At 36.5% G+C, this 15,390-nt stretch carries 14 protein-coding genes and 1 riboswitch; of the genes, 5 read left to right on the top strand and 9 right to left on the bottom strand.

Going from position 1 to position 15,390, the window contains the following annotated elements:
- Positions 1 to 222 precede the first annotated feature (222 nt).
- Positions 223 to 1,343 (top strand): IS3 family transposase gene (locus ACQKIC_RS15325; protein WP_427591840.1). Its coding sequence is split into 2 segments (ribosomal slippage): positions 223 to 472 and positions 472 to 1,343, totalling 1,122 coding nucleotides; the frame shifts between segments, so codons are not numbered across the junction.
- A gap of 122 nt (positions 1,344 to 1,465) precedes the next feature.
- On the opposite strand, the gene ACQKIC_RS15320 is transcribed toward ACQKIC_RS15325, so the two are convergent.
- Genes ACQKIC_RS15320 through ACQKIC_RS15305 form a run of 4 tightly spaced genes read right to left on the bottom strand, consistent with a single transcriptional unit; the run spans position 1,466 to position 6,043 of the window.
- Complete coding sequence (locus ACQKIC_RS15320; RefSeq protein WP_427591839.1) at positions 1,466 to 2,284, bottom strand: ribosomal-processing cysteine protease Prp; 819 nt, start codon at positions 2,282 to 2,284, stop codon at positions 1,466 to 1,468.
- 5 nt (positions 2,285 to 2,289) lie between these two features.
- A complete protein-coding gene (locus ACQKIC_RS15315; RefSeq protein WP_427591838.1) occupies positions 2,290 to 4,068 on the bottom strand; it encodes a ThiF family adenylyltransferase in 1,779 nt (592 codons plus the stop codon).
- On the bottom strand, positions 4,052 to 5,035 hold the full coding sequence (locus tag ACQKIC_RS15310; RefSeq protein WP_427591837.1) for a CBASS cGAMP synthase: 984 nt from the start codon (positions 5,033 to 5,035) through the stop codon (positions 4,052 to 4,054). The genes ACQKIC_RS15315 and ACQKIC_RS15310 overlap by 17 nt, the downstream gene beginning before the upstream one ends.
- A gap of 9 nt (positions 5,036 to 5,044) precedes the next feature.
- Positions 5,045 to 6,043, bottom strand: coding sequence for a CBASS cGAMP-activated phospholipase (locus tag ACQKIC_RS15305; protein WP_427591836.1), 999 nt, complete (start codon positions 6,041 to 6,043; stop codon positions 5,045 to 5,047).
- 167 nt (positions 6,044 to 6,210) lie between these two features.
- Here ACQKIC_RS15305 and ACQKIC_RS15300 point away from each other — a divergent pair, with 167 nt between their 5' ends.
- From ACQKIC_RS15300 to ACQKIC_RS15290, 3 genes are read left to right on the top strand one after another with little or no spacing between them, the layout of a single operon-like run.
- Entirely contained in the window at positions 6,211 to 6,450 is a 240-nt protein-coding gene (locus ACQKIC_RS15300; RefSeq protein ID WP_427591835.1) for a hypothetical protein, read from the top strand.
- Entirely contained in the window at positions 6,443 to 6,571 is a 129-nt protein-coding gene (locus ACQKIC_RS15295; RefSeq protein ID WP_427591834.1) for a DUF7695 domain-containing protein, read from the top strand. Before ACQKIC_RS15300 ends, ACQKIC_RS15295 begins: the two co-directional genes overlap by 8 nt.
- Complete coding sequence (locus tag ACQKIC_RS15290; RefSeq protein ID WP_427591833.1) at positions 6,528 to 6,722, top strand: recombinase family protein; 195 nt, start codon at positions 6,528 to 6,530, stop codon at positions 6,720 to 6,722. The genes ACQKIC_RS15295 and ACQKIC_RS15290 overlap by 44 nt, the downstream gene beginning before the upstream one ends.
- A gap of 482 nt (positions 6,723 to 7,204) precedes the next feature.
- Here the strand turns inward: ACQKIC_RS15290 and ACQKIC_RS15285 are convergent, their stop codons facing one another.
- The 5 genes from ACQKIC_RS15285 to ACQKIC_RS15265 form a co-directional block, all read right to left on the bottom strand.
- The gene (locus ACQKIC_RS15285) at positions 7,205 to 9,529 is read right to left on the bottom strand and encodes a histidine kinase (protein ID WP_427591832.1); all 2,325 of its coding nucleotides are present in this window, start codon (positions 9,527 to 9,529) and stop codon (positions 7,205 to 7,207) included.
- A 63-nt stretch (positions 9,530 to 9,592) separates the two neighbouring features.
- Positions 9,593 to 10,150: a potassium-transporting ATPase subunit KdpC gene (gene kdpC, locus ACQKIC_RS15280; protein WP_427591831.1), complete on the bottom strand. Its 558-nt coding sequence runs from the start codon at positions 10,148 to 10,150 to the stop codon at positions 9,593 to 9,595.
- A 24-nt stretch (positions 10,151 to 10,174) separates the two neighbouring features.
- The gene (gene kdpB, locus ACQKIC_RS15275) at positions 10,175 to 12,214 is read right to left on the bottom strand and encodes a potassium-transporting ATPase subunit KdpB (protein WP_427591830.1); all 2,040 of its coding nucleotides are present in this window, start codon (positions 12,212 to 12,214) and stop codon (positions 10,175 to 10,177) included.
- A gap of 22 nt (positions 12,215 to 12,236) precedes the next feature.
- Positions 12,237 to 13,910, bottom strand: coding sequence for a potassium-transporting ATPase subunit KdpA (kdpA, locus tag ACQKIC_RS15270; RefSeq protein ID WP_427591829.1), 1,674 nt, complete (start codon positions 13,908 to 13,910; stop codon positions 12,237 to 12,239).
- A gap of 25 nt (positions 13,911 to 13,935) precedes the next feature.
- The gene (locus ACQKIC_RS15265; RefSeq protein ID WP_427591906.1) at positions 13,936 to 14,010 is read right to left on the bottom strand and encodes a potassium-transporting ATPase subunit F; all 75 of its coding nucleotides are present in this window, start codon (positions 14,008 to 14,010) and stop codon (positions 13,936 to 13,938) included.
- 494 nt (positions 14,011 to 14,504) lie between these two features.
- Positions 14,505 to 14,645: riboswitch (cyclic di-AMP (ydaO/yuaA leader) on the bottom strand.
- Positions 14,646 to 14,870: 225 nt separating this feature from the next.
- On the opposite strand from ACQKIC_RS15265, the gene ACQKIC_RS15260 reads away from it, so the two are divergent.
- Positions 14,871 to 15,266 carry a DUF2294 domain-containing protein gene (locus ACQKIC_RS15260; RefSeq protein ID WP_427668678.1) on the top strand — a complete coding sequence of 132 codons (396 nt, stop codon included), beginning with the start codon at positions 14,871 to 14,873 and terminating at the stop codon, positions 15,264 to 15,266.
- Positions 15,267 to 15,390 lie beyond the last annotated feature (124 nt).

The following is a 15,390-nucleotide window of genomic DNA, read 5'->3' as shown; positions in this document are numbered from 1 at the left end:
AATCACCTTCATTTTAAAACAGTAAATTATCAAATGAATTGGCATTTTCTTTATTTGCTAAAATTTGCTTATACCATAATAAGACATCTTCAGTCATTTTAAGAGTGAGTCTAGACCTATACTATAACCTATAGAACTGGATTGGCTACACTTAGTTAGACAGAAATTTTAAGGTCAAGTAGAATTAATTAACTATACTAATCAGTTATGAGGAGAGTCTACATGACAAAAAAAGTACGTCGATCGTTTACCGAAGAATTTAAGCAACAGATCGTGCAGCTATATAATAATGGCAAGCCTCGCAAAGACATCATTCGAGAGTATGAGTTAACCCCTTCTTCACTTGATAAGTGGATTAATCAAAGTAAGACTTCCGGTTCCTCCAAAGAAAAGGAGAACCTTAGCCCCGACCAGAAAGAACTACAGGAACTTAGAAAACGTAATAGGCAATTAGAAATGGAGAATGATATTTTAAAGCAAGCCGCGCTGATACTAGGACGAAAGTAAATGTGATTAAGAATAACCTGCACAAATACTCGATATCAACAATGTGCAAGGTCCTACAGCTCCCTAGAAGTACGTATTATTATGAAGTAAAAGAACGAAAGAATGAAGAGGATATCACTTCAGATATCATAGAAATTTTCCATCAAAGCCGCCAAAATTATGGTACAAGAAAGATAAAGCATGAGCTATGGAAACAAGGGAAGGTGGTTTCTCGGCGTAGGATCGGCAGAATTGTGAACGAACAAGGACTTGTTTCAGCTTATACGGTGGCCCAATTCAAACCACATAAAGATAAACCAAATGAAAGTAATGATGCGAATGAATTAAATCGTGAATTTACACAAGAGGAAGAGTGGAACGTTGTGGTCAGTGATCTAACCTATGTGAGAGTCCATAAAAAATGGCATTACATATGTGTATTTGTTGATCTCTATAATCGGGAGATTGTTGGATTTAGCACAGGAGAGAACAAAGATGCCTTACTAGTTTATCGTGCTCTATCATCAATTAAAGGTAATCTGCATAGGATACAAATGTTTCATACGGACAGAGGAAGAGAGTTTAAGAACCAGGTCATTGATGAGGCACTAGAATCGTTTGAAATCAAACGGTCTCTAAGTTTGAAAGGTTGCCCATATGATAACGCAGTAGCAGAAGCAACATTCAAAATCATCAAAACAGAGTTCGTAAAGAAACGTCATTTTGATAGCTTAGAGGAGTTACACAGAGAGTTTACAGACTATGTGCACTGGTTTAACCACATACGCATCCATGGTACTTTAGATTATTTAAGTCCAGTGGAATACAAACTTTCGCACCTTAAGAAAACTGTCTAGTTTAGTGTTGACAATCCAAACTAATTAAATACATTTCAAAACAAAGTTTATAATATTTATCGCTTCTTAATTGAATTTAATGTTTATACAGAAATCTTTCGAACGCTCTATGCAACACTATTTCATTTATTAAACTTAATCTCTAGCTGAACATAATTATCTAAACCCTTACTTTCCATTTCTTGCATTAACATTACTATCTGCACTTCCATTGCATCTAATAAAGTTTTTACTTTTACATTTACATGCTCAATCTCTGGAATAATATATCTTATAAACGCGGTTTCTTTTTCAAGAATATAATTTTTCACATCTGCAAGATGATGTATAGAATTGATTGTACCTAAAAAAATTTGTGTAAAAGCAGCATTATAAATATCATAGCCATTTGGAGCAAATTTCAAATAACCGCCTGCTTGAAAACCATAAATTTGTCCACTTTGATTTTTATAAAAAATAATATGCAAACCACTTTCTACGTTTACTCTCTCTAATACATTCATATGATTCATTCCTTTACTAAGAGCAGCAATGTAGGGACTAACCCGTCCTATAATAACCATGAATAGAAGATCTATTTCCCTACGGGAATGTTGCAACATATTTTTAATTAACTTTTTATCATCCCTAGAAGGCGTAGGGATATCCTCCGGGTGAGTATGCCATTCACCCAAATAAATTCTTTCTCCATTCGACTCTTGCCAAACCTTTTCTGTAATCATCTGCGCCTTCTTAACATCTCTATAGAAATAGTAACGACCTGATCTATCTTCTTTTGAAGGCTCTGAAATTTGGTCAATAATAATCAAATCATTATAAATCTTTCCTAGTAAGATTCCCCCGGATTCATGTTGCTTTTTCTCAATTTGCTTATACTTTTCAAAAAGTGATATTACTTCTGATGTAAATACAACAGACTTGTCTCCATATTTAAATATCATATGAACTATCCGCTTTCTTCTTCATTTTTTAAAGCAATAATTCTTGTTGAAAAATCATTTGCTCCAGCCCAACGTGGTTCTAAATATCTAGCGTTTTTTCGTTGTTCTTTTAAACTCCCTAACCAAGTAAATGCAACACTATTATTCGCATCTTTTTCCCACTGGTGACAAATAAATAATAATACATCTGTTATGAATTTCTTCAATTCTAATACTCCATAAGGAACAAACGAAGTACTGCAGCCTAATTCTCTCTTAGTATATTGGTTGCTATCTCTTAGAACCTGATATTTATATTTCCCTTGATAAAAAAGTTGATTAATATTTATTGCATTAACAGAATCTACCCATAGCGCATGTCCTGCCGCCAAATAAGGTTCTACCCATACATTTAATATTGGCGGAGTAATTGTATCCTTTAATTGCAATTCATTCAGACGCTGCTCAACTGGTGTATTACTGATAGCCGATATTATTAAATCATACGAATTTAAGCCCTCTGGATATAAAGTTAAAAATTTCAAAACATCTTCATTACAAACATGTATCTTACTAGTGGGGTAATGTCCACGTAATTGCTTTTTTAAAGCCTCCGCCTTTTTATTACCTACATTCGTAGCACCGCAAACATGACGATTAATATTTTCAAAACTTAGAGTATCGGGGTCTATTAGAAGAACCTGCTGGATTCCGATATCAAATAACCCTTGAACTAAATGACTCCCTACAGAACCACAACCAATCACAGCAACTTTCTTATCAATATTAGTCAAGTTACCGTCTCCACCTCTTACCTTTAACCTTCTAGACCTAATATCCTCAACATAATACTTATTTATTTCTTGATTAGAAAAATCCCTTATTAACTCAACCTTGCTATTACGTGTCTGTTTTCTAAAACCTTTAAGGCTCTTTTGTCTTCTTTTTCTACCTTTATACATAGAAGTGTTTGCTTTAAAAAGTTCATCATGTTCCCAAATCCCCCACATATACTCACCGTTTCTTTCAATCGAAAATAATACTTTAGATGGTCTCGGGCTTTGATCTAGATATTTAAAATACCTTTCTATGTCAAGCGATTGTTCGGCTTTCAATAATTTATAGATATCCTTATTGGTTTTTGGGAATGGATACGGTACTGTTTTTTGTAGCGGTACATACAAAACTTCCACTATATCTTCTTCTCTATAATTCGCTCCAACATTTTGAATCCAAGTAATTGCTTTTGATTTTCTGTCAGCAAAAATACCTCTTCTTTTTTGGGGTGTCAACTCACAGGATAATAAATAGACTGTTTTCATATCATTTGCTGGTTCAACTAATGATATATATATGCCATTACCACTTTCCTGAAGCCAATACGCATCAAATTCTTCTATGAAATCATGATTGTTTTTTTTCGAGATACCATTTCTTACAACCTCTATTGCTCTATTTATCGTAGCATCTAAAAGCCCCTGTGGATTTTTAGGATTAGGACTCGCTTCGACATCATCAAATAAACATAAAATTTGAGAATTATCTAAATGTGGAATCGGAAAGATTTTTTTGAAAGTTTTTTCTTCTAATTTAACCCTTGGGAAAGTATCTGGAAAATTAAATGGAATATTAACAATTAAGCCAATTGTTAATGTTTTTAGAGGGATTTCAATAGCCAAGGATACAGGGTACTTATCTACGTTTTCAGAAACTAGAATTCTTGCATCATATTGTTCTTGAAGATAATTTATCGCAATATCTCTTTGGCTTGCATAAATGGCTTTTAAATTATGAAGACCGTCCATAATTTCCTAGTACAGGTGGTTCCGACGTTTGTAAAGCATAACCTCTATCCATTTTATTTTCTCCCTTTGGTGATGTATATTTGGGGAATCTATCTCCAAATATTTTTATCCAAGTTTCTGACGCCTTTTCTTTGTTTTCTTCCTCTAAAGCCTTTTGACCGTTTGTAATTAATGAAGACAATTTAGTCATAAATTTTGTTTTTGCAGAATCCGACCAATCATCCAACAATTCTTCATTTGGAAATACTGGTCTCTCTAAAGTAAAACTCTCTTCCAAAGTTTCATAGATTTCCTTTGCAACAGCAATGAATGCAGAATCATCATCTTCTTCATAACCATCGACATAATTATTAGCAGCAAGAATGGTAAAAATCATTCCACTTGGGAATATATCTCCATTAGCCTTAAAATCTTTCCACGCCTTGAAATAACGAACAATTCGTTTCAATTGATCGCTCTTGTCTTGTACTTCATCTCTAAACCAATTAGTTAACTCTTTCGGATCACTATCAACCCAGCCCTTCGATTTATGTGCTAGTTTAGGGTGATCCATATCCTTATGTTTAATGTAAATCGGTAAATCTATATGATAATCATCTTTATAAATTACACGTATGCATGTATTTTTATCTTCTGGTGGTGTTGAAGTACAGTTTTCTACTGCTTTTTTAACCCAACTATGAACGGTACTTGTCGCTGGCCAATTTTCTTCTTCTGTATCTGATAAATGCATTAGGTACACACCACTATCAATATCATACTCACCATCAATAGGCTTGATAATTGTATTCATCATATACGAGCCTTGCCCCCAAAATTTTGGCTTCTTCACTTTAAGTGTTTCATCAAAGTATTTTTGAATATCTTTACCAATTGAATTTCTCGATGTACGTAAAGACTTCTTCTTTTCTGAACTGAGTTTAATTTCTTCATTAAATTTCAAGAATAAATCATTGCATTCTGCCATAAAACGCATTCACCTCAAATTATTGTTTTTGAAAAACTTTTCAATTTCTTTATTTCTTATATATTTTTCTGAACTCTGTTGACCTTTTTCTATTAATATCTCCAGAGATTTTTTACTTGCATTATCTAATGTTATTAATTTACTTTCACTTTTAGTTAGCACAGGTGTCTCTATCCTTAAATATTCACCTTTTAAAGTTTCATTTAAGTACTTAATATGATAATCCGTCGAAACGGATTGAAAATCCATTATTAAAGGAATTAACTTGGTCCCCCAAAGAATTACTGGACGATCAAGTTTTTTTAGTTTTTTCTTATATGAAAAATTCTCATGTAAAGTAGGAATAGATAAAAGACTATAATTTTTATAATTAGTGTTGGGATTATTAATAAAGTATCGATATGCTTCTTGAATACCATGTAAAGATGGGTTATTAGCATATATTCCACCATCAACAAATTGATGCTCTGGATTTGTCATAGTTGATATACTTTGAATTGGGAAATATGTAGGTGCTGCGGTAGTGGCCATTGCAATATCTACTAACGTATGTTTATTGTCTAAGGTTAAATTTGGGCTATGATCATTCTTAATAATACGTGGTAGCCCTGTTGTTATATTAGAAACAGGTATTAATACATTTGTTTCACACTCCGCCAATGTTTTGTTACCAAATACATTAGTCAGTGCTTCTTTTAAGTTTTTCTCTGGATATTTCGAGTTAATAACTACCTGTTTAAACCCTCCCCATGCTCTAAACCATTTTAATTTGTAAGGGAATATCTTAGGCCCATTTTCTAGATACAGGTTGACTATTTGTTTTGCTGGTATCCCCGCTGCTATCGCTAATGCAATAATACCACCCGTTGACGTTCCACAGATTAAATTGAAATGATTACTTAACTTACCATATACCTCTTCAAAATCTGCTAAAATAACGGCTGAATATAAACCTTTTATACCTCCCCCATCAATTGATAAAATCTTAAGGTTTTCTTCATTCGTCAAATCAAAACACCCTTTTTTTGGAATAATAGTATATATTTATTATACTATAAATCTATTGCAAAACAAAAAAGAACTAACGTTTCCTCATTTTATCTAAAGTAAAGTTAAAATGATTACTGTCAGTGAAATTGAACCTTTTTAATCACATAAATTAAAGGAGATCACTAATGGAGATTCAGGAATTTCAAAACAACCTAAAGTTAATTTTATTTGAAATCTTTCCAACAGATTTTTTTAAAGCTTTTAACGGTCCAATTACATTTGATAAATTTAACGCTCAAATCCTCTTTGAATTATCTAAGGATTTTTATAACCTTCATTATCAATCTAAAAATGCACTACAAACGCATGTGCAAAATGAAATCTCTTCATTATCAATTCCTGAGACATTAGAAGATAATGTGTAAATGCGGAACTGTAGGAATTGATGGGAGATTGAAATATCCAAAGCACATTTACCGTTCACATCAACTAAAAGAGGATTATGTGGATTTATCAGAATATAAGTACAAAACGTATTATCAATAAAAAAGAGGACTGGATTGTGCGAGAGAATACGCATGAGGCCATTATAAGCAATGAAGATTTTGAGTTAGTTCAGCAGCTAATAAAATCTCGTAAACGCATTCGTTCAAAGCAGTGGAAGCATGCTTTAAAAGCAAAAACGGATATAAACTAGAGGATATGGATTTTATGCGAGTTAATAATAGACGGGAAAGCAAAAGAAAATATAGATCGATTTGCTATTGGTCCATTTAATCAGAATAAGAGAAACCTGCATTGTTTGGGGTTTCTCTATACTTCGTTCTTGTGATATTTATTTTTAAATCAAAGTATGAATCCTTCTAAAAATAATATTCTGCCATGTTTATGACATCGGAAGACTCATATATTACAGAAAGCTGCCTCGTAGTTACCTAAGCAGATAATTTTCAATAACCGTAAACCTTGATACATTCCTGTCAATTAAAATACAAATAGCCATTCCCTATAACTCAATATTTTGACATAAATCAGTTAGAGTTAATTGGAGCGATATTCATTCAAACACAAGCAATCAGAAAGAAAGTGTCTGGGAACACACCGCCTGTTGAATGTTCATTAGGTTTCATTAATGCAGGAACTTCATTCTATGAATATACATCACTCGTGAACGTCCATTCAATCCGCCACAATTAAAACATCGAGGTGTCTTGCTTCTCTTAAAAGTTGTGCGACAATCGAACCTTGAATGATTTCTTGCCACCTTTCTTTTGTTGAATGTCCAATGATGACTTGTGTAGCTTTTTTGTCTTGTAATTGTTTAGTGACTTCACTTACCACCATTCGCCTGTTGGTTGTTGAATACATTTCGAAAGTACCACCTAATCGTTTCGTAAGGTTCTTTATTTTATCCAATATAATTTGCTTGTCATTAGGTAATGTTCGTTGATCCTTCACATACACTACATACCACTTTGCTTTAAGTCGATAGGCTATCCGAAAGCCCCTCCTAATCAAACGCTCAGAGTCTGGTTTAAGGTTAATGCAAACAAAGATTACTTCTGCTTTTCTCCAAGGGCCCCTTACTCCTTCTTTTCGCTTGAATGATTCTAACCTATCGTCTACATCATCTGCTAATTCACGGAGTGCAAGTTCTCTCAAGGCTATAAGATTTCGAGTCTTAAAAAAATTATTCAAGGACTGCTCCACCTTATCCATGGTATAAATATTCCCTTCTTGCATTCGCTGCCTAAGCGCCTTTGGGGAGACATCAATTAATTCAAGCTCATCGGCCAATTGTAGAATCCTGTCAGGAACCGTTTCACGTACGCGAACCCCTGTAATTTGCTCTACACTATCATTCAAGCTTTCTACATGTTGAATATTCATAGTAGAAATAACGGATATCCCAGACTCCAATATGTTCATAACGTCTTGATAACGTTTTTGGTTTTTACTTCCTGGCACATTTGTATGAGCCAATTCATCTACCAGCACAACTTCAGGATTACGGATGATGATTCTGTCAAGATCCATTTCCTCTAACAAGACGTTCTTATACGGAACCTGTTTCCGGGGTATTGTTTCTAACGTGTCAACTTGGGAAGCCGTTTCTTTACGACCATGTGTCTCCAATAATCCAATCACAATATCAATTTCACTTTTCTTTAATTGATTGGCCTCCCTCAGCATGGTATATGTTTTCCCTACGCCAGGAGCAGAACCAATATACACCTTTAATGTTCCTCTTTTCACTCCCTGTATTTTTTCTTTTATTTCTTCAGACGAGAGTCTTCGGTATGGATTCTTTTTCTTTTTTTTTGACTGAACGGCAGGCAATACCCTTTCCCCTTCTCCTTTTGTCCTATCCGCTACAACACATACATCAATGTTTTTCGTTTGGCCCAATATCTTATTGACTATAGAACCATGGATGATTTCTTCCCATCTCGTCCTTTTGGATTGACCCAGGATAATCCGGGTTATATAGTGCTTCATGGCATACCCAACGATTTCTTTTGCAATATCACCCCCGTTTATGGCTCTTTCTTCAAACTTCCCATTTAGCTTTATGATAAGTTTTTGTATAGAACTTTTAAATAACGACTCCTCTTTAGATAGCTCTTTCTGACTTAGAATAAAGCTAACCACCACTAAATCTCCGCCTAATCGTTTGGCTATTTGATCGCCTCTTCGAATTAAAATGGAGCCATTCCAATGGTATTGTACACATACCAAGATTCGTTCAGAAGCACCTGATGGTCCCATTAACCCTTCCTGTTCTCTATGTTCAGTAAGATCTTCTTCTACTTCTCCAGCCAAAAAACGGAGTGACAGCTCCCTAAGAACCGCTAAGTTATCTCGATTATATAGTTTCATATCGGCTTCTGTTTTCTTGTTGTTTTCCATGATTTTTCCTTCTAGCAGACGTTTAAGTATTGCTTCGGGTGTCACATCCAGGAGGCGTACTTCGTCAGCCAGCGTCAACGTATTCTCGGGTAGGATCTCACTTACATGAAGCGGGAGATTCAGTAGGTGTTCAGCAACTTTCTTTACTCCTTTCAATTCATAAATATTTATTGTTGTGATAACGCTGATATCACTTTTTATTAATTCCATAACATCTTCTAATCTAGTCGGATTTTTAGCAGACGGCCGGTTTTTGTGAGCTAACTGGTCAACTAAAACCACTTCAGGATTTCTTTTTTGAATTTCATCTACATGTAAATCTTGCCTGATAAGTCCATTACTCTTCCATTCAATTGTGGGCACTGCCTCTAGGCAACCCACTTGCTCCATTGTCATTTGGTTACACCCATCACTAATAATCCCGATAACTACGTCAATACCACGCCCTTTCAACTCATTTCCTTCCATAAGCAAATGATAGGTTTTTCCGGACCCACTAACAGATCCGAGTATAATCTTCAGTCTGCCTTTTTTGATGTCGGAAATAGATTGTAGAATTTCATCTGGTGTTTTCCTTCGAAAGTGTTCGTTCATATAACTACCCCCAGATTCCTTTCTAGATTAATAGGAGAGTGAATAGAACTCTCCTAAACTCGATTATTTTAGATCATCCAAAGCAATATTTAATTTCAACACATTAATATGAGGTTCGCCGAAAAGTCCAAATGAACGATTTTCCGTATTTTCTTCGACTAGATTATATAAACTTTGTTCAGATATATCCCTCTCTTTTGCGATACGCGGAACCTGAACAAGTGCTCCTCTTGGAGAAATATTTGGATCAAGACCTGACCCAGAGTTTGTCATCAAGTCAGAAGGTATTTCCTCTTTTTTAATAGAAGGATTCGCTTTTAGAAATTCAGACATTTCACTTTTGGTTCGTTTGATCATTTCTTCATTAGATGGTGAATAGTTTGGCGACCCTGAACCTGCAGCGTCGTATTCTATAGAAGAAACCCGGCCATGAAAATAGCCAGCCTCTTCAAAAGATTGACCAATTAATTCTGACCCGATGATTTTCCCTTTTTCATTTTTAATTAAGCTGCCTTCAGCTTGTGCAGGCATCATCACTTGTGAAAGTCCTGTTATGAGTAACGGATAAGCCATACCACATATCATGAATAGCACCAAAACTACACGTATATTTTTCAACATCTATTCTCACCCTTATATTTGATTTTAAGCTACTTTAAACAGTTCAAGTATTAGGTCTATACATTTAATGCCAATGAAAGGAACGACCACTCCGCCTAATCCATAAAGGAACAAATTCTTAGTTAATAATCTTGAAGCGCTCATCGGAACATATTTTACACCCTTCATGGCTAACGGGATCAGGAGCGGGATAATAATGGCATTGAATATCAATGCTGATAATATCGCACTTTGCGGTGTGGCTAATCCCATTATATTTAATGTATTCATTTGTGGGATAGCCAGCATGAACATAGCTGGTATGATCGCAAAGTATTTAGCCACATCATTGGCAATGCTGAACGTTGTTAATGCTCCACGTGTCATGAGCAACTGTTTTCCAATCGCCACGACTTCAATGATTTTTGTAGGATCTGAATCCAGATCCACCATGTTTGCTGCTTCTTTGGCTGCATTTGTTCCTGTATTCATTGCTAGCCCCACATCTGCCTGTGCCAATGCAGGGGCATCGTTCGTGCCATCCCCGGTCATCGCGACAAGTTTGCCTTCCGCTTGTTCACGCTTAATTACGGCAATTTTATCTTCCGGCTTTGCCTCTGCAATGTAATCGTCTACCCCGGCTTCTTTCGCGATCGTCGCGGCCGTTAAAGGATTATCTCCGGTACACATGACGGTTTTGATGCCCATTTTCCTCAATTCATCAAATCGCTCTTTCATACCTGCTTTAACGGTATCTTTCAAATAAATGACACCTAGGATCCGATTTCCTTCTGCGACTACTAAGGGCGTTCCCCCTTGGCTTGCTACTTCATCACTAATGTCTTGCAAATCGCTGGGAATGTTTCCGCCTTCTTGCTTTATATAGTTCTTTATTGAATCGACGGCACCTTTTCTGACGATTCTTCCATCGGAAAAATCTGTCCCGCTCATCCTCGTTTCTGCCGTAAAGTCAATGCCTTCCGAGTCACTTTTTTCTAATTCTTTTTCAAGTAATCCTGATCTTTTGGCAAATTCGACAACAGAGCGGCCTTCCGGTGTCTCATCATGTAAGGATGAATAGGCTGCGAATGTAGTAAGTTCCTTCTGATTCACACCCTGTACTGGCAGCAAGGCATGAGCCATCCGGTTACCATGTGTGATCGTGCCTGTTTTATCGAGAATGATAGTATTGATGTCTCCTGCAGCTTCTACCGATTTGCCCGATTTGGCAATCACATTGAATTGTGTCACTCTGTCCATTCCAGCTATGCCTATCGCTGAAAGAAGACCCCCTATGGTTGTTGGGATCAAACATACCAATAATGCCACCAAAGTTGCGATTGGCAATGTCACTTTAATATAGGAAGCAATAGGTACGAGTGTCACGCAAACAAGCAAAAAGATAAGCGTCAAACTCACAAGGAGTGTACTAAGTGCAATTTCATTCGGTGTTTTTTGCCGTTTAGCTCCTTCTACCAAGTCAATCATTCGATCCAGGAATGACTCCCCCGGATCACTACTAACTTTTATTTTTATATAGTCACTCATTACTTTTGTTCCTCCAGTAACAGAACTGAAGTCTCCACCCGGTTCTTTTATGACATTCGCGGATTCACCAGTTATGGCCGATTCGTCAACAGCAGCCACCCCTTCAATGACATCTCCATCACTAGGAATTAAATCATTGGCCTCCACTAAAACCATGTCACCTTTTTTCAGTTCCGTGGCATCGATTATCTTTACAGATCCATCTTTTTGGATTAACTTTGCTTTTGAATCAAGCTTTGTCTTTTTCAGACTATCCGCTTGTGCTTTACCACGACCTTCCGCTAATGCTTCAGCAAAGTTGGCAAACAGGATCGTTAGGAGCAAAATGAAAGTCACTGCACTGGTATATCCCCTATCTGATATTCCACCAAATAAATCGGGAAATATAGTTAGAAAAAGGGTCAAGACAAATCCTATTTCCACCACAAACATGACTGGATTTCGTGCCATGGCTCTGGGATTCATTTTTTTGAAAGCATCTTTTATTGCTTCAAAAAGCATTTCATTATTTACTTTTCCATTACGCATCGTATTCATCTGTACTACTCCTTTTCATCGTTTATCTAATCGTTAACCATTCTGCGACAGGTCCTAGGGTAATCACTGGGAAGAAAGTCAAAGCTCCAATAATTAATACCGTACATAAAAGAATGACAAGGAATGTAGGATTATCTGTTTTAAATGTACCCATCGTCTCTGGAACACGTTTTTTAGCAAGTAATGACCCAGCAACAGCAATCATGGCTATCATGGAAAAATAACGGCCAAACAACATGACCAAACCTGTGGAAATGTTCCAAAAAGGTGTATTATCCCCTAAGCCCTCGAAACCAGAACCGTTATTGGCTGCAGCTGAAGTAAACTCATATACAATTTGAGAGAGCCCATGGAAACCTGGATTTGAAATGGCCGATGTCCCCATCTGTGCCGTTAGTGCAATAGCAGATGGTACCAAAATGATTAACGGATGTAGAAGGATCGTCATGGCTATTAATTTCATTTCCGGCCCTTCAATTTTCTTACCTAAAAACTCTGGTGTACGCCCGACCATCAGTCCAGCAATGAATACAGCCAATATGGAATACACAAGAATGTTCATCGTGCCTACCCCATCACCGCCAAATACACAGTTCAGCATCATCATGGCCAGTGGCGCTATACTCCCGAGCGGCGTCAGCGTATCATGCATATTATTAACTGAACCTGTAGTGGCAGCTGTAGTCACCGTTGTAAATAGGGAACTCTGAGCCATCCCAAATCGCACTTCTTTCCCTTCCAAGTTTCCACTCTCTTGTGAAAGGCCTATTGCCTCCAATTTAGGATTTCCATTTTGTTCACTAGCATAATTCACATTTAGGAAGACAAGCATCATGAGTCCCATTGCTGAAAATAAGATCCATCCTTGTTTGTTATTTTTCGCCATATATCCGAATGTTAATGGAAGGGCAGCAGGAATGAGAAACATCGATAAAATCTCTAATACATTCGTAAATCCATTAGGGTTCTCAAATGGATGCGCCGAGTTGACACCGAAGAATCCACCGCCGTTTGTGCCAAGGTGCTTTATTGACTCCAATGCAGCCACAGGTCCTCTTCCAATATGTTGGGTGGCTCCCTCTAACGTAGTAGCCATTACCGTAGAACCAAGGGTCTGTGGTACCCCCTGGGATACCAGAACCAAACTGACAAAAATGGAGAGAGGCAGTAGCACCCGAGTGATCGAACGAATTAAATCTACATAAAAGTTCCCTAAACTCCTCTGACCGGTCAAACCCCTGAAAAAAGCGATGCATAAGGAAAGACCGGTTGCTGGTGTCGTGAACATCAAGAAGATGATGACAACCATTTGTGATAAATACGAAAGTCCGGATTCTCCGCTATAGTGCTGTAAATTGGTATTAGTAAGAAAGCTTGCTGCCGTATTGAATGCCAATAACGGTTCCATGTTGGCTATCTCACTTGGATTACCCGGTAAAACTCCCTGAAGCCGTACAATCATGTATGAGATGACAAACATGACTAAGTTACTTAGGAGTAATGCCTGTGCATATTGCTTCCAATTCATATCAAATGTCTTAATACCAGATATTTTAAATATGCCTCGTTCTAACCACCCGAACATACGATCTTGCCTTGTGGTTTCAAGGGAATATACTGCCGCTAAATATTGGGCCAATGGTATGGCTAGGATCACTACCAAAAACAACACCATACTGATTTGTAAAAAATCCATTTACATTTCCTCCGTTATCGTTCTATTAATATTTCTCTGGGTATAATAAAGCATGAATTAAATACACGGTAACCGCCCCGACAATAAGAATGAATAACATGTTCTACTACTCTCCTTTTTTCGTTATAACTTTGTTACAAAAATGAATGAATCCATAGAAAAGTAAAAAGGGTGTACCCATTAGAAAGATTGTTATAGCATCCATCCGAACCTTCCTTTCACTTTTTTAAAAATCTTTACAATTTACCTCCTTCACGATTAGTGGAGAAATTGGTGCCAAAAAAAACACAAAAAATAGACCAATGCTTACCCTTTCTCCAATAGTTCGCATTGCATGGCTATCCTAGTTTCAATAGTGAAAAAAATGATTCACAATCCAAACAAGAATATTTGCAAAAGCAAACAGTATTAGTGGAGAAAAAGTACTCATTGGTCTACTTATCGCCCAGCAAGCTTTTCAGCGCTCTTTGCGATCTGTCTTCCAAGAAACCTTTTCATGTAATTATAGGCATAATAAAAAGACCTACTGAAATGACAGGTTGCCATTTTGCTACAAACACAACAAAAAAGCCTCCTGGATCAAGGTGGTCTTATGACCTCCTTCGCTTTAGCCGACGAAGTTAGCTGACGGGTAGGATGGCGAAAGAGTTCACATCCCTTCTGCAAATGCAGAATTAACCCCATAAATAGTGGGTCCTCCGTTCTCAATTACTTGAGATTTGGCCGATATCAAATTTTTATTGATGAGCATATTCTACGCTCATCAGCAAACCTTTGTAAACCTCATTAAAGTTCCATATATTCGCAAATAGATTCATATTTTACCATATACTTCCGTTTTTCCAATTAAAAGTATTATTTACTCATTAATCCTATATATTTCTAATATTTTAATATATATACAAACTTGTATTGACAAAAACTTGAATCCGGCATTATGATGAATCCCATATACGATCGATGAAAAAAATCGGAGGCATTATGTTAAACCAAAAAAAGAAAATTGAAGCCGAAATTAGTGCAGCATTCATTAAATTCCAGCGTGATTTAATAGGCAGAGGTCCACAAGAAGTTAAAACCTACATTATTAATGACATGCTGATCACTCGTTTTAAAGGAGTGTTGACTGTCGAAGAAAAACACCTTGTCAGTCAGGATTCTGGAAAGAAGCTTGTAAAAAAAATGCGCTCTCTTCTACGTGAAATGTACAGTCAGGATTATGAAAAAATTGTTGAGGATCTAACAGGTTGTAAAGTCCTTTCTTCACACAGTGACATTAGTACCAAAACGGGAGAACGGATCGAAGTTTTCATAGTTGATAAGGATTTGGAAAAATACCTAGAAAATCTAAAATAAATGGTGAATTTAGCAGACATCACCTCAATTGGAAGAGCAGAAACATGGGTGAACTAACTTTCTGTTCTTCATTCTTTTATTAAACCATGCTCTATTGTTTTTCCACACGCCCTAACCTCATTCC

Source organism: Peribacillus sp. NPDC046944, from assembly GCF_050272735.1.
GTDB lineage: Bacteria > Bacillota > Bacilli > Bacillales > DSM-1321 > Peribacillus.
Note: the sequence above shows the minus strand (reverse complement) of the source record. Positions and strands in the feature narration are given on the sequence as shown.